We start from the raw sequence: 22,565 nt of genomic DNA on the forward strand, positions 1-22,565 counted from the left end.
CTGCCACGCCCCGGCGGCGTCAACGGAGGTAGAGCATGCCTGAGGACGACCTTGACTTCGAGGTGCAGGCGAGCAGGCGCGCACTGCAGCGTCGCGTTCGCGAGTACAGCGAGGCCTGCGGGAGCAACGCTGCGCTGGCACGCGAATGCGAGGGCGTCAGCGACACGACCATCGGCAAGTGGATCCGGGGCGCGATCGCAACGCGCACCGGCGACGTTCAGACCGCTGAGGCGCTGGATAAGTGGGCGTCTACGACACAAGCCGGACCGGTCGACACCGAACCGACCTGCGTCGCGCTTCATGATGCCTATTGCGCAGCGCTCGCAGCGCTCGAGTCGGACCGGTCGAGCGACGCTGGGGCAACAGTCCCTCAGCAGACGCCTGACGTGCCGGACCCAGGTGAGACGGCGCCTGCTGTCAGTGCGCCCGCGGACGGCAACGATCCGAACACTGACACCACAGCGGGTGTTGACTCTGACAGGCAGCTGAGCGCACAAACACCCGTATCACCAGCGTCCGGCACAGCGCCTGGCTCAGGGTCAGCGGCCACGGTCTCGCGATGGGTCGCGCCTGTTATCGGGGGGCTGGTTCTTGTTGGCGCAGTCACGGGGGTCGTCTTATCGGTCACTGGCAACAGCGGCTCGCAAGATCCGATTGGGAATGGTCTGGACGAAAACTCTTCGGCGAACGGACCCAGCCCTGACGCGACCGAGGGTGTGTCAGTCGACGAAGACCTGACGCTTGACGACTCAAACTTCTGCGTCTGGCAGCTTGGCACTCACCCCGCACCCCTGGTCTCGCGCGATCCACTGTTGCTGCGGGTCGACGCGCGATGCAACGACCCGGCCGAACCTGACCCCCTCCTCGACGTCGGGGCCTCCGTGTTCTCAGAAGCGAGCAACGCCAACCCCGACCTGGCAGTGGGTCGCGTAAAGGACAACGTCGCCGTGGTGCCGGTCTGCTTCGTCGCTGACGGCGATCGCGTCACCGATGCTTCGACGCCCCCGAACTCGTCACCGATCTGGGTCAAGATCGATAAACCGGTGGGGTTTGTGCCTAACGTCAACCTCGGCGGCGGTTACACGCTCGCCCAGTTGACCGAACTTGGTCTGAGGGAGTGTTGACCTAGTGCGCATCCATTGTTGTCACTCATGCGTCGCGCGGCGAAGCGTCGCTTGGCGAACTGCTGAACGGGGGCAAGAGCCCGGCAAATGGCTCTTCAAGCACGACTCGAAACACGCCCGCAGGTCAACACACGGGCAGATGCCTAGAAGCCTGCGGCGGGCCGAAAGCGCCCTAGTTCTTGTTGCTCTCGTCTCGTAGCTTGCGCCCCACATGACCGACGACCAGCTTGTGCAGGTCGTCGTCCTTGAACCAGTAGATCCCTAAGATCGTCGGAGGCGGGCCGACACCTCGCCGCAGATGTGGCCCCATGAGTTCAGACTTGCCGTCGTAACGGATCGTGTAGTCCTCGGAGTACTTCGTGGCGGCGAAGCTCGAGATGTCGGGACGGAATCCGCTGTGTCGTTCCTGGAAGGTCGTTCGAAAGTCGCCCGGCATGGTGTTCGCGATCCACATGCTCGCCACCTCGTCCAAAGTCAACAGGTCCGAGAGCACCTGAACGGGGTCCGCATACTGGCTGGCGCTGGCGCTTTCGTGAGCGGACTGGAGGATGCGCAAGTTGCGACATCGCGCCGCAGCCATCTCGACAGCCTCAAGCACTGAGGTCGGGGTCGCGGCCTCAGACGCGGTCGACGCCCCACCGGAGGCTTGGTGCTGGGTCTCAGCAACGACGGCCCAGGCTTGGCGCTCAGCCTCCCTTTCTCGCTGTCGCTCGTCCTGAGCGAGCTCGAGCTCGAGCTCGAGCTCGGCTATGCGTTGTTCATAGTCGCTGGCCTTTGACTCCAGTTCGCTGAACTCGGCGCTGAAGCTCTCAAACTCGGCCGCAGTGAGACCGCCCGAGGCACTACGAAGGGATTCGCGTTCCGCGGCCTGCGCGAGTCTGTCGGCCCTGGCTTCAGCGATGGCTAGGGCGCTGGCCTCGCGACGAAGTGTCAGTTCGAGCCGAGGGACACCAAACGTCAGCGCTGCGGCGCGCCCGACTCGCGAGACAACCTCGTTCACCACAGCATCGGCGGTCATGACGCCGCGCGGCACCCACAGCGGATGCTTGAGCGGGATCTCCTGAATCGTGAATCCCGGCCAGTAGATGCGCACCGCGCCGCCGAAACAGCTCAGCTGCGGCGTGACGAGGTCGGAGACCACGAAGGTCGCATCCCGGTCGACAGACACGACATGCGCAACTCCCCGCAGCCTGGTGGCCACGACGTCGGGATCAACGACGAGCGATCCGTCTGTCTGCGTAGTGATCGCGACCACCGGCAGCGCCCGGCCGGGGTCGCACAAGAAAGCCACGTAGCCCTCTGCGCCGCCAACGCTGACTCGATTGGTCATTCCCACCGAAAGACCGTCGACGACAGTGCCGAAGCGCTGGATGACGGAATGGACGAAGCGCGGACTGCCGACAGCAACCACGGGGTCGACGACCTGATCTTCGCGCGTGGGCCGTATCCCGACTCTGGTCCGTAGCCATTGAGCGTCCTGCTCCTCGCCAACCCAGACGCTCACCTGCCACTCCCAGGGCTTGCCGTCCACGTCGGGGTGGGTGACCTGAAACGACCGCAGTCGACCGGCGTCGCCGGTGGAGGTGTCCCAGCGAACCGAGGTGCCGTTCTGTTCGGCGGCTCCGCTTTCAACGTTCTCGATCGTCAGGCCGTGGCGGCCGGCCAACCAGGAAGAGACCTCGAGAGACAACTCGTCGAACACTTTGGAGTCCTGCTGGCTGGGCTCCACCGCCACCTGAACCGCGAAGACGAACTGCACCCGATCTCTCCATTCGCCTTATCGCAATGGCAGTCACGACCTGCGCACACTGGAGCCGAACCTTACCGGGCGGCCGTTGTCGCAATCGAGCTCACCGCAGACGTGCTCGGAACTGGACCGCAGTCCACGCCCCAACGGCGCTCCCATCGTTTAGCGCCGAGGCGGGACGACTGGGCCCGGTAAATGCATGGTCCTCGTTGAACCCACACGCTCGTGATGTCCCGCCAGAGGGTCCTCGGCCCAGCCCATCTAATCGGCCGATCCGTCGACCCGTCCAGTGCCACCCGCCGGTCGATGCAGCGATCAATCGGCAGCATCGCGGCTGCTTCAATCTGATGCGCACCAACGGTCGCCGCGATACGTGCGTCGCGCATGAGTCCTTGGCCGAAGGCTGTCGTCAGACCGCGCGAGGGTCCGGGCTGTGCCCGGAGTGTGCCCTGGCTTTGCGACGGGCCGCACCTTCCCAAGCGAAACAGCCCCTGACTACTGCGTTTTCGCAGGTCAGGGGCTGTTTTGCTCTGCGCGCCTGTAGGGATTCGAACCCCAAACCTTCTGATCCGTAGTCAGATGCTCTATCCGTTGAGCTACAGGCGCTCGTCGGGGAAGTGGTACTCCCGCGGACCCCGAAACTGTAGCGGACCTGACGGCGCAGACCTAAACGAGATTCGCCGCTCGCCCAAGACGTCGGGGCCGAGCCGGCGGTCGGACGCGGTACTGAAACGTGCGAACGCCGTCCTGCTTGGGCTCTCCCGGTGCATGTCGCCAGTTGCACTGAAACGTTGCTGCCAGGCGCTGTGACCTGGCCCACGACCCTTGGATCGGTCCAATACGCCGGGCGAAAAAACCGGGCTAGCGTCGCCGCACCCGAGGTCGCCGCAACGAAGCCACGCGATCGACACCACGTCTCAAGACACTCCGTCGACACGCTCGACGGCCGGCAGGGCGGACCCGGTCCCCCACGCCGCGAATCCGCGAGAGGGAACGAAACGCATGACCGCCACGCAGGACCGCTCCACCGAATCGTCGAACGGCGCCGGCTCGTACGACCTGAGCGACGCACCCACCACCCACCAGGGGGTCCTCGCCTTCGTCGCCGAGGTCGCCGCCCTCACGCAGCCCGACAGCATCCACTGGGTCACCGGCTCCGACGAGGAGTGGACCCGGCTGACCGAGGCCCTCGTGGGCACCGGCACCTTCGTCCAGCTCGACCCGGCCAAGAAGCCCAACTCGTTCTACGCCGCGAGCGACCCGATCGACGTCGCGCGGGTCGAGGACCGCACCTACATCTGCTCGGTCGACGAGAAGGACTGCGGGCCCACCAACAACTGGATGGACCCGGAGCAGATGAAGGGCATCATGCGCGGGCTCTACGCCGGCTGCATGCAGGGCCGCACCATGTACGTCATCCCCTTCGTGATGGGTCACCTCGAGGCCGAGAAGCCGATGTTCGGCGTCGAGCTCACCGACTCCGCCTACGTGACGGCGTCCATGCGCGTCATGGCCCGCACCGGCAGCCACGTGCTCGACAAGATCACCGAGCTCGACGCCGCCTTCGTGCAGGCGATCCACTCCCTCGGCCACCCGCTCGCCGAGGGCGAGGACGACGTCAAGTGGCCGTGCAACGACACCAAGTACATCGTGCAGTTCCCCGAGGAGCGCGCGATCTGGTCGTTCGGCTCCGGCTACGGCGGCAACGCCCTGCTCGGCAAGAAGTGCTACGCCCTGCGCATCGCCTCGGTGATGGCCCGCGACGAGGGCTGGCTCGCCGAGCACATGCTCATCCTCAAGCTCACCTCGCCGCAGAACGTCACCAAGTACGTCGCCGCCGCTTTCCCGAGCGCCTGCGGCAAGACCAACCTGGCGATGCTCAAGCCGACCATCCCCGGCTGGAAGGTCGAGTCCATCGGCGACGACATCGCCTGGATGCGCATCGGCGAGGACGGCCGTCTGTGGGCGGTCAACCCCGAGTACGGCTTCTTCGGCGTCGCTCCCGGCACCAACGAGCACACCAACCCGCACGCGATGGCCACCATCAACAAGGGCAACTCGGTCTTCACCAACGTCGCGCTCACCGACGACGGCGACGTGTGGTGGGAGGGCCTGGAGAATCCGCCGGCCCGGGCGACGTCGTGGAAGGGCGAGGAGTGGACGCCGGAGTCCGACTTCGACTCCAGCCACCCCAACAGCCGCTACTGCACGCCGATCAAGCAGTGCGACATCCTCGCCCCCGAGTTCGACGACCCGCGCGGCGTCCCGATCGACGCGATCCTCTTCGGTGGTCGTCGCCGGACGACGATCCCGCTGCTCTTCGAGGCCCGCGACTGGACCCACGGCACTTTCCTCGGTGCCACGCTGTCGTCGGAGACCACCGCGGCCGCCGTCGGCGCCACGGGCATCGTGCGTCGCGACCCGATGGCCATGCTGCCGTTCATCGGCTACAACGCCGGCGACTACTTCAGCCACTGGATCAACATCGGCAAGGACAACGACGCCGCCAAGCTGCCGAAGATCTTCTACGTCAACTGGTTCCGCCGCGACGACGAGGGCGGCTTCCTGTGGCCCGGGTTCGGCGAGAACAGCCGCGTGCTCAAGTGGGTCGTCGAGCGCCTCGACGGCCAGGCCGCCGCCGTCGAGACCCCCATCGGCCTCGTGCCGGCGCCGGGCTCGCTCGACGTCGACGGCCTCGACATGACGCCCGAGGCCCTGGACGCCGCGCTCCGCGTCGACGTCGAGGAGTGGCAGGCCGAGATCCCGCAGATCCAGGAGTGGTTCGAGAAGTTCGGCGACGACCTGCCCGCCGTGCTGTGGACCGAGCTCGACGGGCTCAAGGCAAGGCTGGAGGCCTGACCCGGATCGTCCGACGTCGCGGCGGCCCCTCACCCGAATGCGGGGTGGGGGGCCGCCGTCGTCGTTAGGCTGGCCGGGTGACCTACGGCCCCGACGAGCGAGCACTGCTCGCCGACGGCGGCGCGGCCTTCTACGACGAGGCCGTCAACGCCCAGGGCATCGAGACCACCGACCCGCGCATCGCCGACGGCGGCAGCCACCGCGACGTGTTCGACCTGCTCGTCGAGGTCGGCCTGCTCGCGCTCGACGAGGCCGAGGGCCGCTGGCTTCCGGTCGACCCCAGCACCGTGCAGACCCGGGTCGTGTCCCCGCTGAGCCTCCAGGCCTCGCAGCTGCTCGAGGAGTCGGCGCAGTGGTCGCAGACGTTCAGCACGATGAGCCAGTCGTGGCGCCGCTCGCCGATCTCCCAGTCGGGCGGGCCGTTCACCTACGTCTCCGGCCATGCGATCGATCCCTACATCCAGGGCATCGTCGCCGAGTGCGAGGTCGAGATGCTCACGGCGCAGCCCCAAGCGGGTCGCAACGCGGTCACGCTCGCACCGGCAGCCCTGCGCGACGTCGCCGCGCTCGAGCGGGGCATCACGATGCGTACGCTCTACCAGCACAGCGCGCGGCGCAGCACGTTCACGCTGCAGTACGTCGACGCCGTCACCAAGCGCGGCGCGCAGGTGCGCACGCTCGACGAGTTCTTCAACCGGATGATCGTCGTCGACCGGCGCATCGCGATCATCCCGGTCAGCGGCGGGCACCACACGGCCGTGGGCGTCACCGAGCCGTCGGTCGTGGCCTACCTCGTCGACGTCTTCGAGCGCGCCTGGGAGCGTGGTCGGCCGTTCACCAACAGCGACACCGCGACGATGCGCGACATCGCCAGCGAGCAGCGCGCGATGACGATCCGGATGCTCATCGAGGGGCACTCCGACCCCGTCAGCGCCAAGCGCCTCGGAGTCAGCCCACGCACCTACGCCGGCTACGTCGCCGACCTGAAGGCCGAGTACGACCAGCAGACCCGCTTCCAGCTCGGATACGCGATGGGCCAGGCCGGCGTGACCGGCAAGGAGCCGGTCGGCGACGAGGAGGACTGAGGCCGATCAGGGCGTGGTGGCCGGCGGCTTCGTCGGACCCGGGCGCGGACCCCACGAGCTGTCGGCGTGGGCCGGGGCGCTGAGGCCGATCACGGACAGGCTCAGGGCGGTGGCCGCCAGAGCCAGGGCGAGCTTGCGTGCACGCTGCATGTCATCACCTTCAGGGTCTCGGGCCCACGGAATGGCCCGACGCGGAATTGCTGACCAATCGGTCAGGTCCGCCGGTCGAAGGGTCGCCTTCACCCGGATGGACGAGACCCATCATGTCATCTCTGGGCGCCGGCCGACAGGGGAAGGTTCCCGGCCCCGGCGCGCCCGGGTGCGCACCACGGCGCCGTCCCCAGCCTGACGACTGGGGACGGACTATGGCGGGGTTCCTACGAAAGTCCATCAGTGCAGGTCATCGACGTGTGCGACCGGTTCCTTGAGGCCCATTTCCCACGGGGTACCCCCCTCATTTCCCGCGCACCCCCTCTGACCTGCAACGATGCAGCGAGACGGGCGTGGTGAACGGCAGTCCCTCGTGGGCCCGCTACCCCTAGGTGTGGTCGCGCCAGTTCGGGTCTGCCTCTCCCTCTACGACACCGCACCGGTTGTTGGCGTACTCGTCGTGATCCATCTGGATTCCCTCACGGACCGCTTCGTCGTGCATGTGACCAAGGCAGGCTTCGGTCTCGGAGTCTTCGCAGCCAGAGAGCGCCAGACCGAGAGGCAGGACGGCGGTGATGATGAAGAGTCGCGCGGACCGTCTGATCGTCATGATGAACTCATCGGCTCGTCCGCGTAGTTCCTGAACGTCATGGCCCTGGCGAGCGCCTACGGTCGCCGGATGGAGAATCATCTGGGTGGCCTGTTGGTGCGGGCTTGGGCGGCGCAGACGGGCGGCGACCCGGCGGGCAGTGTCTATGACGAGGTGTTGCGGGCGGTATCGGCGCGGGCGGCTGCGGACGGGTCGTTGGGTAAGGCGGACATCGGTGGGCTGGTGTTGTGGAAGCGGATCACGGCGCAGGCGACGTGGGCGACGCGCCTGATGGAGACGCCGGACAGTGTGGTGCGGGAGGCGACGGCTGCGGCCTACGTCGCCGCGAACGACGAGACGGTGTCCATCCCGGTGGCGGGGCAGGTTGCATGGACGGCGATGCGACCCCTGCCGGGGATGGGTGGGGCCGGTGCGCTCCGGTCAGCCGTACTCCTCGCCCTCTCCCCCACCCGCATGGCGGTATGGGACCGCCGCGTCGCAGCCTCCCTCACCGCCCTCGGGCGGCTGCCGAAGTACGGAGACGGATTCTACGAGCGCTACCTGACCACCCTGCTCGACCTCGCCGGACACATGGGCACCAGCAATCCAGACCGCCGCCACACGCCCCGCGACGTCGACCTTGCTCTGTTCAACATCGCGGGCGATCCGACGCTGCTCGACGAGGCAGCAGGCAGAGGCGGCTAGTCGGAGTAGCCGTCGAAGTACGCGTAGTGGCGGTAGTGAAACTCGCCTCGCCCCAGGTACTCGTTGTAGCGGGTCATCGCTTCAGCGAGTTTCGTCCTTTCGCCCCCGAACAGGGCCTGCACGATCGGAGCGTGATCGGCACCCCACTCATCATCGGATGCGAGAGCCTTCACCGTTTCAAAGATTGCGGGCAGGTTGCTGCTTAGACGCGCGATATGTGGCGGGATGCCGTGACTGCTGCCTGGTTGCTTGTCCGCATCCAGATAGTCCACGTGGATGGCGTCGAGGTATTGCCATGTGTCCCATGCTTGACGAATCCGCGACGGAGAAAGCAACAGATGGTCTCGGAGTGTCGGCTCGACGAGTTCGAAGAGTTGTCGACTGCGAGAGGGGCCTCGGTCACTACCTCCGGAGAAGGCAGATGGGCCGAACATGTCGACCGCGCGTCGGAGGAACGGAAGTGGACTCGGCTCAGCCAAGATGCGCGCGGCGACGTTGATTCGGCCTGCCGCGATCGCGGATACTCCCGCAACCGCGTAGAGGTATGCACCTGGGCGGAGATGGTGATCGCCGGTCTGGTGGTTGTCGTAACGCTTCGGTGCGATCTTGGACAGTTCGTCGATCCACCAGGTGTCGGTGTCGGGTGTGCCCCAGTAGGCGAGTGTTCCGACGAGGGCACCGAGTGGCTTGATGTGCTCCAGGATTGCTGTTGTCCACTCGTCCATCTGTTCATCGCGGAGGCTGGCGAGAGAGCGGATGTTGACGTATGCGTCGAGTTCGTGGAGCGAGCGGATCTCGGCGCGAAGGTTGTCGTGGGTGGCGATGGCTCGGCTGTTGACGTTGTCGAGTTCCCGCTTGGCAGTGGTCACGAGGGTGGCAGCGTCAAGGGGGTGACGTTGACGTCGGGACTCGATGGCGTCGATGCGAGCGTGCAGGTCGGGAAAGAAGTCGTCGGCGGTCGCCTCGCAGATGATGGCCCGTTTGCGAGTGGCGAGATCTGCGCCGTCACCTCGGGGTGCGCTGGGGTTTACCCAGTACATGGGGTATCGGGTGGCTCCGGCGGCGTCGATTGCGTCGCGTAGTGCCGGGTCCCACTGCCCGGACCATCCGGTGGCGAGTAGTCCGAAATCTTCTTGGAGTCTGCGCAGGAAGCCGAGGATGCTTGGCGGGTAGGTGCTGAGTTCGTCCGGGGTGTTTCGCATTTCCGGGTGGGTGTAGTCGCCGTGAAGGTGCACGATGAGGCACTGGTACTCATGGAGCGGCTGGAGGCCCCGAATACCTGCCTCAGTGTTCACGACGACGGGTTCGATGTTGGCGGCTCGGAGTGCTTCTTCGATGAGGTGGTCGAAGTTGAGCGTAATGATCACTTTGATGTGGCCGGTTCCGACGAGTGCAGCGATGGCGTGGTGGGCGGCAACGGGCTGCTTTACGCCGCTCTGGCGGTCGTCGTTGGTCGCGATGAAGAACTCTTGGAGCAGGTTTCGGCGCTGCAACTGTCGGGGGCCGACCTCATCGAGAAGTCGGTCGTATGTCGCTTCTTCTCCGAATCGTGTCGCGAACCAGACGAAGGGATGCCCCTCATCGCTGCCATCGCCACGGGCCTCGTCCTCTGCCCTCTCGGCAGCGGCGATCCGAAGGATGAGTTCTCGTTGAACGTGCCAGGCCGACATCATCCCGGCGCTCATCGATGCACCCGCCCCCACTAGTAGCGCGTACGCGCCGGGCTGGGCCGAGATCGTGAAGGCGAGGGAGGTGGCTGGTGCAATGTGCATGAGTGGTCTATCGGCTTCCTCGGCCATGAGGGGACGTGCCCCTCGGTGGCCTAGTAGGTGGCTAGTCGACGTTGTCGTCTTCGATTTCGAGACGCTTGTGCAGGAACCCAACTTGAGAGGCGGAGTAGCCAAGTGCTTCGAGCGCGGGGATCGCGGTCTTGGTCAGGTCCTTATTGCCTTCTGTCGCTCGGGCGACGAGGTCGGAGAAGTTGCTGCGGAGACTGTCTGGGACTGGCACGGCTAGACGCTTGGCGGCACTGAGAGCGCGATGGGCGGCGTCAATGTTCTGGTTGCCGTCGACGTTTGCTTCTAGCCAGGGCATGAGGATCTTCTTGTAGAGCGTTTCACTCTGATCACCCATTTCGGGGGCAGCCTCCCAATAGGAGATGACAGTGTTCTTTGCTCCGTTGCTGCTGCTGGTCTCGAACCGGTCAGTTAGGAGTTCTGCGAGATCGGTGGGGCTGATTTCGGCGTATCCGATCGCGTGCAGGAACGTTGGATCGGGTTCGTCCTGATTGCCGGTGGCAACGAAGTGACGCACTAGCGCGAGTTGCTCGTCGTCGGCCCAGCGCGTCGTGTGGTTGCGGGTTGCTTTGGCTACTTCATCGGTGAGGGCCCCTTGGTCGCGTGCGATCTGGAGGACTCGTTGGGTGCCAACCTGGTCGGGCCGCATGAGTCGGATCCAGTCTGCGATGGCGCGTGCTGCTTCTGATCCGTGTGCGGTGACAAACCCCGACATCTCGTCGAGGTCTGGCGCGTTGTCCCGGCACTGCTCGACGGCTTCGACGGTTGCTGCCGCGTCCGCGAGGTTGGCGAGGATGGCGACGGCTGTCTGGGTCCGTAGCCGTTCGTTCAGCCAACCGCATGCCTGGGTTTCGCGGGCAAGTGCGATGCAGTCGGCGACTTGTTCATCAGTCCCGTTCTCTAGCGCCGTGGCGATTCGCGGGGCGTGGGTGATGAGGTACGTGGGGAGCGGCCCGTTATCGGGCTGCAGCGGGAATCCATAGGCGACGGTCTGACGCATGGTCGCGATTTCCTGGACGGCGATGGGGCCGGGTTCGACGTGGCCGGAGTTGACGAACATTCCGACGCGGCTGAGCGCCCAGTTACGCCGCTGCGCTTCCTCCTCGGTCGTTACTGGCTCTCGAAGGAGTTCAGTGGCCTGGTTGGTCAGACGCAGATCGGGAGAACCGTCCGATTCGGTGATGCGGGCAAGGTCGTCGACGGCGCTGTCGACGTTGACGTCTGTCACGTCGGAGGCGATGTCGGTTGCCTTCGTGAACAGTTCCATGGCGACCTCTCCGATGAGGGAGGCATGGTTTTGCTGTAAGCCAACAAGGTCGATGGCTCCGAGCCAGGCGGGCCATTGGTCAAGGGAGCGCTTCTGTACGGCTTGGAGTAGTTCAGTGATTGTTCGAGCGTCGCGGCTCATCCCCAAGCGAGGCAGGAGGTTGCTGACTGCGTTTCGTGCTTCTCTGTTGTTGCCAACCATGAGGATGTAGGCGAGCAGCCACCCGATGCTGGGCCGGTTGTTGCTGTCGTCGTCATCGTTGATGTAGATCGCAGCGAGGGTTTCGAGTGCCTGGATGACTGGTGTGACGGGGTCGGCGATTGTCGCTGGGTCGGGTTCGGTTCCGGCAGCCTCGGCTTCCTCGACTGCCTTCTGGTGCTGAGCAAGTCGTTTGCTGTGAGAGTTGATTAATTGCGCGAGGTTGTTTCCGGCCTCGACGCGGACGGTGTTGAGGACTTGCTCGGCTGTGTCGGCTTCCATGTGTTCAAGCCGGTCGGTGACGTCGGCTACTCGTTCTCCGGTGAGTTCGCGGGCAAGTACGGCGATCGCTTTGTCGTTGGAAGCGCCCAGCGCCACGAGCGGTTGGTCGTAGAGGTAGGTGGCGTCCCAATCTGGGTGCTGCTCCAACACGCTCAGGATGGTCTCTTTGAGGGTGGTTGCCCCTTGCCCGTCGCTGGCGGCTGCGAGGTTCCACCCGCCTTCGATGTTGTTCTGGGTGAGAACCGGCTGGGCGCTACGGTGCATCTCGGCGATGGCTTGTCCCGCCGTATCAGCGACGGCTGGCAGGTTGGGCAGATCTTCACGGAACGCGAGCCGCATGAGACTGTGTGCGGCGTTGAGCCGTTCGATTCCGAAGGTCGCTGGAATCTGACCCGCGATGAATTGAATGACTTTGGGTCGCTGGTCTTCGGGTGCGTCGCCAAAGATGCGGGCGATCTCGGGGTGTTGGCCGTTCTCGACAGCAGGGGTCAGATCGGCGCTGATGGCGTCGTCGAGTCCGTAGAGCGCTTCGACGCTGTGCAGGTAAATGAGGTCTCGCGAGGGCCCTTCGACGAGGCGGGTTCGGGTCAGGTAGGTGATGAGTTGACGGCCCTGTTGCGCGCGGATGCCGGGATCCCGGTCCGCCTCTTTCGTGTCGTCCTCTGCTGAGTTCGATGCCCGAGAGTCAGACGAGTCATCGCCGTCGTCGTCTTGTTCGTCCTCGGCGTCGCTGCCGCTTGGGCCAGTAATGAGGCTCGCCGGGCTGGCTTGCCCGGTGGCATAGGCGAGGGCCCGCTCATGGACGTGGCGTGAGACGCGGTCCCCGAGGTCTGCATCTGGATCGTCGTAGAGAGCAAGAACGTAGTCGGCCAGGTTTGCGTCGAGGGTGAGGTCGCGGGCGAAGTTTGGGAACTCGACGCGCAGACACACCAGCCGAGCCAGGGCCTGGATCGAATCTAAGGGGCTCTCCCGGAGCCGTCCAGCGGCATGCTTCGACTGCGCCAGGCGGTACATCAACGCGAAGGTGTTCAGCAGGTGCTTGACGCGTCGTGGGCTAGTGACATGAGAAGGGATGAGCACCGAAACGGGGTAGTCGACTGGAGCGATCTCAGACCACAATCCCGTTCGGCCACTGACGAGACCTATCGCATAGCCGGTTACCGATTGAGGGAGCAATGACGGGAGGCTCACCTGGTACTGGAACACCTTGTCCAGGTAGGCACTGCCGGTGGAGTAGTAGGGGTTGACGGAGTTGTCCGGCGTCTCTTGGCGGGCCTCTTCAGAAAGCGCTTTCTCAAGAACGTGTTGGTCGGCGGCAACGATGAACACGCACTTGTGCACGCCAAGGAACGTGCGGATGGCGTCGAGAGTCGCAACGACTTCTTTGGCGCTGCAGCGGTCGAGTTCGTCGACGAAGATGACCAATCGGTCAGCGTTCGACTGCTCCACTAGTTGCTTGAAGAGGTTTTCGAACTGCTCAATGCTCTCTGGCTTGTCGACGGACCGGTCGACCGTCAGGGACTTGCCGACGAGGGTGAACACGGCTGCTAGAAGGGCGGGTGGCACGAGACCGCCAGGCAGCGCGGTCGAGAGGTTCTTGCTGAACGCCTCTCCCCAGGACCCTGATTGGAAGAGTGCAAGGAACGCTAAGACAAGGCAGAGAACCCCGACGAGCGCGACTGTCAGGCCAAGAAACCATCCGGCGATCGCCGCTTTGCTCTCATTTGGCACTTGAACTGTTGTATTTGTCTTCCCAGCGTAGAGGTCGGTGCTGAAAGACGGATTCTTGACATCCAATTCGTCTGCGATGGCGCTGATGAAGTTCCGGCGAAGTGGGTTCTCGGCGTACTTGAATGCGTCGAAGCGCGCGAAGCGCACGTTCTTGAAAGTTGTCTTGTTGTCAGCGATCTTGGCTCGGACGAGGTTGGCGACGCCGCTCTTGCCTGCTCCCCACGGGCCGTAAAGAGCGACGTTGGTGGGGGTTGCGACGGTGGTTACGAGGTCGACGAGTTCGTTGGCGACGCGGTCGTGGTCGAGTCGGTCTTCCGTAGGCGAGGCCAGTTCGCGATCGTCGATGAGGTCGCCGGATTGCAGGAGTGCCTCGTGTGCCGTCCGTCCGGTTGCCTTGATCATGCTGACCTGCGTTGGGGATCCGGAGGACTGACCTTGTTCACGATGGCTCCCAACAGAGTGTCGGTTCCGTCCATGGCTTTCCGGTAGCGCTCGTCGCGGCGATGGAGCCACTCATCGAAGGTCATGATCGCTTTGTCAGTTGGTTCGTCGTGCCAGCGGTTGAGCCATCCTAGGCAGTAGTCGAGATAAACCTGGGCGTTCTCGTTCCAGGTGGGGTCGTAGTCAGCGAATGGCTCCGCTGCCGTGTCTGGCTCGTCCTTTGCCATGACCACGCTTCCAAGGGCCTCACTCAAGGCTGCCTTGACCGAGCGGTTCAAATGTTGCGCCCCATCAGGCAGACGGTGGCTGTGCCGTTGCCACGCCTTCTCCCAGATCAGGACGTACGCCGCGAAGACCGTTGGGATCGTCTTGCCGTGCACCGCGTCATAGCGTTTGGCTTGCAGGTCCTCAAGAGCATCACGAAGCATGGACGCTGACTCTCGCCGGAGGACAAGTCGGTCATCCTGCTTCGACTTGCGCCGTTCAAGGCGTCCGCCAGCGATGAAGATGCCGGTGACTGCGACGGCACTGATGACTGATGCGATTACGGGGCCGATTGCGGGGTCCGGAATGAAGGTCATGCTGGCTGGTCCTCGGCCTTGAGGTTCTCGTGGACGAGTTCGCCGAGAAGATGGACGAGGCGGAGTTTGATCTTGTCGTCGGTGAAGAAGATGTCGGCCATCTTGTTGTGGCTGGTCTGGTTGCCGAGGACTGCTTCGACGACGGCGTCGGACAGGTCGGGTGACTCCATGAACTGCTTCTTGGTGTTGTTGGTCGCTTGGGTCTGGATGGTGTCGTCGTCCATGAGGACGGTGACGACGCCTTCGACCCAGGACTGTTGCTCGGCGGGGGTGAAGTCTTCGCCGGAGAACAGGTCGTTGACCTTGGCGAGGATCTCGACGAGGCGGACCATGCGGGGGTCGTGTGCTTGGGCGGAGCCGGTGGCGGTGACGGCCTCGAGGCCCTTGGCTTCGCCGGTTCCGAGGTCGAGGGCTTGTTCGCTGGTTCGGGATTGCTTGATGTGGGTGAGTTCGACGGTGGAGAAGTCGACTTCCTGGTTGCGGTTCTTCGCGGTGATCTGGCGGGCGAGGAGCCGCAGGTAGACGGACCGCTTCTCCAGGTCGGTGTCTTGATAGTTGACGATCTGGGAGAGGAAGTCGTAGAGCCGGATGAAGGAGCCGACGTCCTTGCGGAAGATGTCGAGTTCGTCGACCTTCTCCCTGTCGTCGGCAGCCAGGGCCGCGTTGTAGCAGTCGTTGAACTTGTCCTTGGCTTCCTTGAGGGGGGCCTGGATGGCGGAGTTGCCCTTGCCCTGCCAGTACGCCTCAGCGAAGTCGTTGACGTTGGCGGTGGTGTAGATGCCTGCGCCGTCCAACTTGGTTTGGAGGTCGTGGACGAGGTCGGGGTCGGTTTCGCCTTCGATGGTGGCGGTCTCGTAGTAGGTCTTGAAGTCGGCAAGGATTTCGTCGGGGTCGTTGACGAAGTCGAGGACGTAGGTGGTGTCCTTGCCACCTGCGGGGAAGGTCCGGTTGAGCCGGGACAAGGTCTGGACGGTGGTGACGCCGGAGAGGCGCTTGTCGACGTACATGGCGCACAGGAGCGGTTGGTCGAACCCGGTCTGGTACTTGTTCGCGACGAGCATGATCTGAAACTGGTTGGTGGCGAACGCCTTGGGCAGTGACCGGCCCTTGAGGGCTGGGTTGAGGTTGCCTTCGGTGTACGGGGGTTCGGTGTTCGCAAAGGTGACGCCGTCGACTTCGATCGATCCGGAGAACGCGACGAGGGTGGCGATGTCGTGGTAGCCGTGCTTCTTGATGTACGCGTCGATGGCTTCCTTGTAGCGGACGGCTGCCTCACGCGAGGAGGTGACGACCATGGCTTTGGCGTGCCAGTCGAGGAGGTGCCGCACGTTGGTGCGGTAGTGCTCGACGATGATCTGGACCTTCTGGGCGATGTTGGTGGGGTGCAGTGATACCCACCGCATGAGGCCCTTGGTGGCTTCGGCTTCGTCGACGGTCTTGACCTCGGACAGAGTGGTCTTACCGGACGCTGCGGTGGCCTTGGCCTTCTCGGCGATCTTGAACGCGGTCCCGTAGGTGGTGTAGTTGCGGAGCACGTCGAGGATGAATCCCTCTTCGATGGCCTGGCGCATCGTGTACTCGTGGAAGGCCCTGGGGATGCCGTTGGCGTCGGGGCGTCCGAACAGTTCGAGGGTCTTGGCCTTCGGGGTGGCGGTGAACGCGAAGAACGACAGGTTGGGTGACTCGGCTCGTTCGGCCATCTCGGCTGCAAGGAGCGATTCGGTGTCGTACTCGCCGCCGTCGGAGAGTTCGGCTTCCTCTTCGGCGGTGAGGACCTTGCGTAGTTGCTGGCTGGTGCGACCGGTCTGAGACGAGTGTGCTTCGTCGGCGATGATGGCGAACTTCTTGCCTGCCAGGCCCTTGTTCTTGGCGATCTCGGCCATCGCGAACGGGAAGGTCTGCATCGTCACGATGATGATCAACTTGCCGCTGAGCAACTGCTGGGCCAGCAGCCCTGACTTCGAGGTCTGGCCGAGGTTGTGGGCCTCTTCGATGTTGATCTTCGCGACCGTGCCGTCGGTGCCTTCGATCTGCTTGATCGCGGTCTGCAATTGGTCGTCGAGGACGTTGCGGTCAGTGACGACAATGACGGAGTCGAAGACCTTCTCGTTCTGGTCGTCATGCAGCGTCGAGAGCCCGTGGGCGGTCCAAGAGATGCTGTTGGTCTTGCCGGACCCAGCGGAGTGCTGCCCGAGGTACCGGTGACCCGGCCCCTCAACTTTGACCGTGGCGAGGAGGTTGGTGACCAACTCCCACTGGTGGAAGCGCGGGAACAGCAGCGTCGTCTTCTTCGACTTCGCACCCGTGATCGGGTCGACGTCGTCCTTGACCTCGACGTGGAGGAACTTCCCAATGATGTTCAACCAGGAGTCGCGGTCCCAGACCCGTTCCCACATGTACGACGTCGCCGACGTGCCAGGGGCGACCGGGTTACCGGCTCCCCCGTCCCGGCCCATGTTGAACGGCAAGAAGAACGTGTCCGCGCCAGCCAACTTCGTGGTCATGTAGACCTCGTCGTTCGACATCGCGAAGTGCACCAACGCACGTGACCCAAACTGCAGCAGCGGCTCGCCCTTTGGCGGGCGGTCGTCGCGGTACTGCTTCATCGCGTCCTGAACTGTCTGCGTCGTGTCGGTCTTCAACTCCACCGTCGCGACCGGCAGCCCGTTCACGAAGAACACCAGGTCGATCGACTCCGCAGGCCGCTGCTTGGAGTAATGCACCTGACGCATCACCCGCAACCGGACCTTGCCGTGCCGCTCCAACGTCGCCTTGTTCAGCGTCGTCGCTGGAGCGAACTCGCACATCTGGAATTTGCCCGGCGTCCGCTTGAACCCCTTACGAAGGACGTGCAGCGTGCCGCCGCCATCCTCCGACGTCAGCGGCGCATCCAGCACCTTCACAAGCCGATCGAGGAACTGCCCCTCCGACTTCTTCCTGTCAGCAGGGGACGCACCCGGCTTGATGACCTTCGCCAACTCCTCCGGCTGCGTGTCCTCAAGCCACCCGAACACATCTTCGGGGAACAGCGCTCGGTCGCGGTCGTAGCCCTCGCCGTTCTTCGAGTACAGCCACCCGTTCGCTTCGAGGTGCTCGCAGATCTCTTTCTCAAATGCGTTTTCGTGCTCCTGCGCCATCTCAGGCCACCTCTCTTCGGACGTCGATCTGTCCAGTTACCGAAGCCGTGATGAGGGCAGACCTACGCTCCTTGGAAACCGCAACGATGCCTTCAGCCTCAGCGATCAAAGCGTCAATTCTCTTTGTTTGGGCTTCGAGATGCTCGGCGATTCGGCGTTGCTCTTCGAGCGGAGGAAGCGGGATACGGAATGCCTTGAGGTCGCCCATGCCGATGGTCCGGATGGTCGAACCGTTTTGGAATGAATCGAAGAACGGTTGCATGGCGTCGGAGAACAGCACCCAGAGGTACTCGGGCTCTAGCCTCGGCCCACAGACCCACGCCGCGAAGTGTTGAGACGTAGCCATGGCATCAGCCATGATCGCGGTTCGACCCACCGTGGCGTCGCGCGAGAGAACAACCGTCTTGGCGGGCAAGAGCCGGGCTGAACTATTGGCGATCCCGGCGTCACTCAGGTGTTGCTCCGTGTCCCTGATGAATTTGATGCCGCGCATCTTTCCCACGTCATGAAGACTTACCCAGGGAATGTAACAGTCCTGCCACCAGTCCTCCCGCGTGCGACTTGGAGTGTGTCCACTCTCCAAACGGGCTACCGCAGTCAGTGGCACAACGCGCCAATGTGAGGGGATGCGCCCAGCCCATGGCAGGCCGCTTTCGGCTGATTCCTCCACCTCAGTCAAGCTGCGCAAAGCAATGTTCACACGCAGTGCCGACCGGCGCTCTCGCAGAACTTCGACCAATCCTTCCTGCTCCGCGATGAGCGCGTCGACCTTTGCTGTTTCTCTGTCAAGATAGTCGGCGATTGCCCCCTGTTCAGCCAGGGAAGGGACATACACTTTGACGTTTCGAATGAAACTCCAATCGGCCCGAGGCATCTTTGCGCCGAATGCCGACGAGATGACGGGGTCGAGGAAGTTTCGACCCAGCAGCAGATACCGCAGGTAGCGGGGCGTTACCGCCTTGCTCGCGCGGTAAACATGGAAATCGCCGACCGCCGCGCCAGCCCTATCTGCCAGCCAGACCTTAGCCAGATATGGCCGAAGTTTTCCGAAGAGAACGTCGCCTGGTTCGAAGGCGGAGCCGTCTCCTTCATAGTCCGTACTTGGCGCTTCGACTAGTCGTCCTGTTCTCGGTTCGATTGCCTCAAGCCCGAGGCGGAAGGTTCGCCCGTCTGCCCTGATGTTCATCAACGAGACAACCCGCCCGAAGTTCACCTCACTCACTGCTCTACCTCACGCAGCAGGTCGAGAACGCGGGCGATTCTGGCTTCGAGGTCGCCGTCGATCTCCTCAAGAGTCCGGGGCGGCTGGTACGTATAGAACAGCCGAGTGAAGGGGATCTCGTAGCCAACCTTGGTCCTGGCGGTGTCGATCCAAGCGTCGTGAACGTGAGGCAGCACTTCGGTGTTGTAGTACGCCACGATGGTGGTGTCTCGCCCGTCGGCACCGTCGGGGTTGCCGCCGTAGTAGAAGGGCACGTTCTCGGTATCCCGGAGCGCCGGATCGGGTTCGGGGTCGCCGTTCTTGTCGAAGCAGATGTCGGCGTCGTCGTCGTGCTCGCCAAGCGATAGCCAGAGCGCTTTGCGCTGCGGGGTGGTGAGGGCGACGGAGTAGTCGCGAAGTTGGGCGTAGAGGGCCTTGGTGAAGGTCTCGCGGTTGGTATAGACAGCCGTGCCGAAGGCTTCGAGGGCGTCCCGGAGTTGAGCCAGGTCTACGGCCTTGAGGGGCTTGGCGGCGAGGGCGCGTTCAATGCGTTCGGGGGTGCAGGTGAAGTTGAGCCGGAGGGGTCGTTCGACGGTAATCGTCCAGTAGCCGAACTGGTCGTTGGTGAGGACCTTCGAGAGGTCGTCATCGGTCGGCATCTCGTCGTACAGCCGCAGGATGGTTGCGCGGTGGTCGTCGGTGAGTTCGCGGTTCTTGGAGCCGAGGCTCTTGCGCATCTTGGCGTAGAGGCCGGTGCCGTCGATCAACTGGACTTTGCCGACGCGTTCTGGCTGCTTGGTGTTGTCGAGGAGCCAGATGTAGGTGGCGATGCCGGTGTTGTAGAACATGTTGGTCGGCAGGGCGACGATGGCTTCGACGAGGTCGTTTTCCAGCAGGTAGCGGCGGATCTCACTAGGGCCGGATTCGGCTCCACCGGAGAAGAGCGGGGAGCCGTTGAGGACGATGGCTGCTCTGCCCCCGCCGTCTTCGACGGGGCGCATCTTGGTGGCGAGGTGTTGGAGGAAGAGCATCTGTCCGTCGCTGATGGGCGGGAGTCCGCCGGGGAAGCGGGAGTAGGAGCCGCCGTGGTCGTACTCGGCTTTAACGGCGTCGAAACTGGACTTCCAGTCGACGCCGTAGGGCGGGTTGGAGAGGCAGTAGTCGAAGGTGCGTCCAGCGAAGAGGTCGTTGGCGAGGGTGTCGCCTCGCTTGATGTTTCCGGCGTCTTGGCCCTTGGCGATCATGTCGGACTTGCAGATCGCGTAGGACTGGTCGTTGATCTCTTGCCCGTAGAGGTTAAGTCGGGCGTCGGGATTCAAGCCGGGCCTTTCGGGTGTGCCGACGAGGTGTTCGTCGGCGACCGAGAGCATGCCGCCGGTGCCAGCAGTGGGGTCGTAGACGGACCGGACGACACCCTTCTCTGTGAGCGCGTCGGAGTCTTCGGCGAAGACGAGGTCGACTGCGAGTCGGATGGCGTCGCGGGGTGTGAAGTGCTCTCCGGCGGTTTCGTTGGAGGCTTCGGCGAACTTTCGGATGAGTTCCTCGAAGAGGTCGCCCATCTCGGCGTTGGAGACGACGTCTGGGTGGAGGTCGATGTCAGCGAATTGCTGGACGACGATGTAGAGCCGGTTGTTCTCTTCGAGGGTGGCGATTTCGTTCTCGAACTTGAACCGTTCGAACACGTCGACGTTGGCGGAGAACTTTGAGATGTAGTCGATGAGGTTGTTGCGGATCCCGTCTGGTTCTTTCGTGAGCCGGGCGAGGTCGTATTCGGACGTGTTGTAGAAGTGAAGGCCGAACTGGCGGCGCACCTTGACGTCGAGGATCTCTGACCGGGTCTCGGTCTCGGCGAGTGCTCGGACTTCGTTGCGGGTGGGTTCAAGGGTGCAGTCCAGGCGGCGGAGGATCGTCATGGGGAGGACGACGTTGCCGTACTGGCTGGGCCGGTAGACGCCTCGCAGTTGGTCTGCGATGCCCCACACGAAGTTGCCGAGGTTGCTCACTGCTGTTGTTCCTATCGTTGTTGGCTGCAGTTCGTATCGGCTGGAGTTCGCGTCTTTCTGACGCGCCCAGCAGAGTCGTTGCAGTCAGTCGCATACGTGCCGTCAATACCTCTCTTTACCTTAGGTAAGTCCGGGCCAGGCGCGTCGGAGAACCGGCCAGTAGCCGACCCGCAACTTGAGGTCAGCCGAGCAGCCCAGCGAGCATCCCGAGCGCGTCGTCTGATCCGCCCGGTTGCGCCTCGTAGGTGTCGACCTCGTCTACGTGGACTTGAGCGTGGAGGTAGGCGATGACGCGGTGGGCGGGGAGCCCGGTGGTGATCCAGTCGTCGAGGTCGCCGAGGTTGTGGTTGTAGGTGAGGTCGCGGGCGGTGGCTGCGTCGGCAGGCTGCCAGCGGTTGTCGTGGAGGCAGATGGCTTCGTGGGCGAGGAAGCCGTGTTGGTGCCAGTCGATGGCATGGTCGATGGGGATGCCGTGGTCGTCGTAGGCGATGGCTTGGTGGGCGACGAGGGCGGGGTCGGGGTTCATGGCCCAGCCGTTGGCCCAGGCTTCGGCGTCGGGGCGGGGGAAGCCTGCGTCGGTGAGGGTCCAGATGATGGCGGACCTGACGGGGGGCGGCATGCCCGTCAGGGCGGCGACGAGTGAGGTGGTCATGCGTGCCGCGTCCCGTCGGCGTGCTGGTCGCGGTCGAACCGGAGGTGCTCGGTGAGTTCGGGTTCGGGGTTGTGGGCGGTGTCGTAGAGGCGGCGGAGTTCGGCCTCGGTTACGGACGGGTCGGTGGGGTCGGGGTTGCTGACCCAGGGTGGTCGCATAGCGGTGTCCTTGGTGATCCGGTGGACGTGCCGGGTGGCGCGTCTCTGATCACCGGGCCGCATGGGCGCACGGCGGACGGCGGCGGCAGGGCTGGATGTACCGGCTGTGCTGGGGTGGCGGGCATTGGCTGGTCTCCGGGCTGGTGACGGGGTTAGGGCTCCCCGCCGTGGTGCCGCTCGACCCTGCGGCGTCCGAGACGGTAAGCCGGACGTTGAGCACCCGCCAACTGTGTGTGGAGTGACATGACTGGCTGGCTCTCGCCGCGTCGAAGGCGCATACAGATCGACAACTCTTAGGGTGCGTGGGTGTCTGCTCAGCCGCGTGATTGGTGCTCGCCTCGCGAAGCGTTCGGTCGGCTCGACGCCACCGAACGCGTCTGGTCGCCACCTGACCCGTTCGGGAACCCGTTGGCGGTCTCGAAGTTCCGGGCTGCGGTGATGCAGAACGCGATTGCGCTGTCGGTGCGCGGGTTCAAGAACACCTCGGAGGTAGGCCAAGAGGACTTGGCCCGGCTGGATCTACGGTCGGATTCGATGAACATGTGGAACGCACGGCTGTGTGGGCGGGCGAACCTGTCGACCCAGGACATCGCGGCACTGACGGTGTTGTTGCCGGGCGCGCTTCCTGGCGAGGAGGCCATCCGGGTCTTCATCAGCGTCGCCGAGGGGTCGGTTGCGCGACCAAAGTTCTGGGACTTCCCGGACACAAGTAAGGCTCGTCCGGGTCGTTGACCTGACCGGCAGCAGCGCCACGCTTGGGTCGCTGTGGTCAGCGTTTGCGCAGGTCAGCCGGGGTTAGGGACTCGGAACGGCCTGCCGGAGCCAAGTTGTCGACCGTGTCTGACCCCGCGAAATCCAC

16 protein-coding genes and 1 tRNA gene are annotated in these 22,565 nt (G+C 64.0%); 5 read left to right on the top strand and 12 right to left on the bottom strand.

Going from position 1 to position 22,565, the window contains the following annotated elements:
* Positions 1-35 precede the first annotated feature (35 nt).
* Positions 36-1,124: a hypothetical protein gene (locus ABFT23_RS02180; RefSeq protein ID WP_347892245.1), complete on the top strand. Its 1,089-nt coding sequence runs from the start codon at positions 36-38 to the stop codon at positions 1,122-1,124.
* Positions 1,125-1,296: 172 nt separating this feature from the next.
* On the opposite strand, the gene ABFT23_RS02185 is transcribed toward ABFT23_RS02180, so the two are convergent.
* Both ABFT23_RS02185 and ABFT23_RS02190 read right to left on the bottom strand, forming a co-directional pair.
* Positions 1,297-2,883: a hypothetical protein gene (locus tag ABFT23_RS02185; RefSeq protein WP_347892247.1), complete on the bottom strand. Its 1,587-nt coding sequence runs from the start codon at positions 2,881-2,883 to the stop codon at positions 1,297-1,299.
* Between the two features lie 521 nt (positions 2,884-3,404).
* Positions 3,405-3,477: transfer RNA gene (locus ABFT23_RS02190), tRNA-Arg, on the bottom strand.
* Between the two features lie 396 nt (positions 3,478-3,873).
* Here ABFT23_RS02190 and ABFT23_RS02195 point away from each other — a divergent pair.
* Positions 3,874-5,730: a phosphoenolpyruvate carboxykinase (GTP) gene (locus tag ABFT23_RS02195; protein ID WP_347892248.1), complete on the top strand. Its 1,857-nt coding sequence runs from the start codon at positions 3,874-3,876 to the stop codon at positions 5,728-5,730.
* Positions 5,731-5,807: 77 nt separating this feature from the next.
* Positions 5,808-6,815: a LuxR family transcriptional regulator gene (locus ABFT23_RS02200; protein WP_347892250.1), complete on the top strand. Its 1,008-nt coding sequence runs from the start codon at positions 5,808-5,810 to the stop codon at positions 6,813-6,815.
* Positions 6,816-6,821: 6 nt separating this feature from the next.
* Here the strand turns inward: ABFT23_RS02200 and ABFT23_RS02205 are convergent, their stop codons facing one another.
* Together ABFT23_RS02205 and ABFT23_RS02210 are read right to left on the bottom strand one after the other, a co-directional pair.
* Entirely contained in the window at positions 6,822-6,965 is a 144-nt protein-coding gene (locus ABFT23_RS02205) for a hypothetical protein (RefSeq protein WP_347892252.1), read from the bottom strand.
* A 388-nt stretch (positions 6,966-7,353) separates the two neighbouring features.
* On the bottom strand, positions 7,354-7,575 hold the full coding sequence (locus ABFT23_RS02210) for a hypothetical protein (protein WP_347892253.1): 222 nt from the start codon (positions 7,573-7,575) through the stop codon (positions 7,354-7,356).
* A 69-nt stretch (positions 7,576-7,644) separates the two neighbouring features.
* Here ABFT23_RS02210 and ABFT23_RS02215 point away from each other — a divergent pair, with 69 nt between their 5' ends.
* The gene (locus ABFT23_RS02215; RefSeq protein ID WP_347892255.1) at positions 7,645-8,259 is read left to right on the top strand and encodes a hypothetical protein; all 615 of its coding nucleotides are present in this window, start codon (positions 7,645-7,647) and stop codon (positions 8,257-8,259) included.
* Here ABFT23_RS02215 and ABFT23_RS02220 read toward each other — a convergent pair.
* The 8 genes from ABFT23_RS02220 to ABFT23_RS02255 all read right to left on the bottom strand — a co-directional run bounded on the left by ABFT23_RS02220 (position 8,256) and on the right by ABFT23_RS02255 (position 21,706).
* A complete protein-coding gene (locus ABFT23_RS02220; RefSeq protein ID WP_347892256.1) occupies positions 8,256-10,058 on the bottom strand; it encodes an SIR2 family protein in 1,803 nt (600 codons plus the stop codon). The genes ABFT23_RS02215 and ABFT23_RS02220 overlap by 4 nt on opposite strands.
* 34 nt (positions 10,059-10,092) lie before the next feature.
* Positions 10,093-13,935, bottom strand: a complete 3,843-nt coding sequence (locus tag ABFT23_RS02225; RefSeq protein WP_347892257.1) for a KAP family P-loop NTPase fold protein — start codon at positions 13,933-13,935, stop codon at positions 10,093-10,095.
* Positions 13,932-14,555, bottom strand: a complete 624-nt coding sequence (locus tag ABFT23_RS02230; protein ID WP_347892258.1) for a hypothetical protein — start codon at positions 14,553-14,555, stop codon at positions 13,932-13,934. The genes ABFT23_RS02225 and ABFT23_RS02230 overlap by 4 nt, the downstream gene beginning before the upstream one ends.
* Positions 14,552-17,692: a type I restriction endonuclease subunit R gene (locus ABFT23_RS02235; protein WP_347892259.1), complete on the bottom strand. Its 3,141-nt coding sequence runs from the start codon at positions 17,690-17,692 to the stop codon at positions 14,552-14,554. Before ABFT23_RS02235 ends, ABFT23_RS02230 begins: the two co-directional genes overlap by 4 nt.
* A 1-nt stretch (position 17,693) precedes the next feature.
* Complete coding sequence (locus ABFT23_RS02240; RefSeq protein WP_347892261.1) at positions 17,694-18,914, bottom strand: restriction endonuclease subunit S; 1,221 nt, start codon at positions 18,912-18,914, stop codon at positions 17,694-17,696.
* Entirely contained in the window at positions 18,911-20,896 is a 1,986-nt protein-coding gene (locus tag ABFT23_RS02245; protein WP_347892262.1) for a type I restriction-modification system subunit M, read from the bottom strand. Before ABFT23_RS02245 ends, ABFT23_RS02240 begins: the two co-directional genes overlap by 4 nt.
* A gap of 181 nt (positions 20,897-21,077) precedes the next feature.
* Positions 21,078-21,548, bottom strand: a complete 471-nt coding sequence (locus ABFT23_RS02250; RefSeq protein ID WP_347892263.1) for a hypothetical protein — start codon at positions 21,546-21,548, stop codon at positions 21,078-21,080.
* Positions 21,545-21,706 (bottom strand): hypothetical protein, encoded by a 162-nt coding sequence (locus tag ABFT23_RS02255; protein WP_347892264.1) that lies wholly within the window; start codon positions 21,704-21,706, stop codon positions 21,545-21,547. The genes ABFT23_RS02250 and ABFT23_RS02255 overlap by 4 nt, the downstream gene beginning before the upstream one ends.
* A gap of 306 nt (positions 21,707-22,012) precedes the next feature.
* Between ABFT23_RS02255 and ABFT23_RS02260 the strand changes: the two genes are divergently transcribed.
* The gene (locus ABFT23_RS02260) at positions 22,013-22,438 is read left to right on the top strand and encodes a hypothetical protein (RefSeq protein WP_347892265.1); all 426 of its coding nucleotides are present in this window, start codon (positions 22,013-22,015) and stop codon (positions 22,436-22,438) included.
* The last annotated feature ends 127 nt before the right edge of the window (positions 22,439-22,565 follow it).

The organism is Nocardioides secundeburneus (assembly GCF_039939255.1).
GTDB lineage: Bacteria > Actinomycetota > Actinomycetes > Propionibacteriales > Nocardioidaceae > Nocardioides.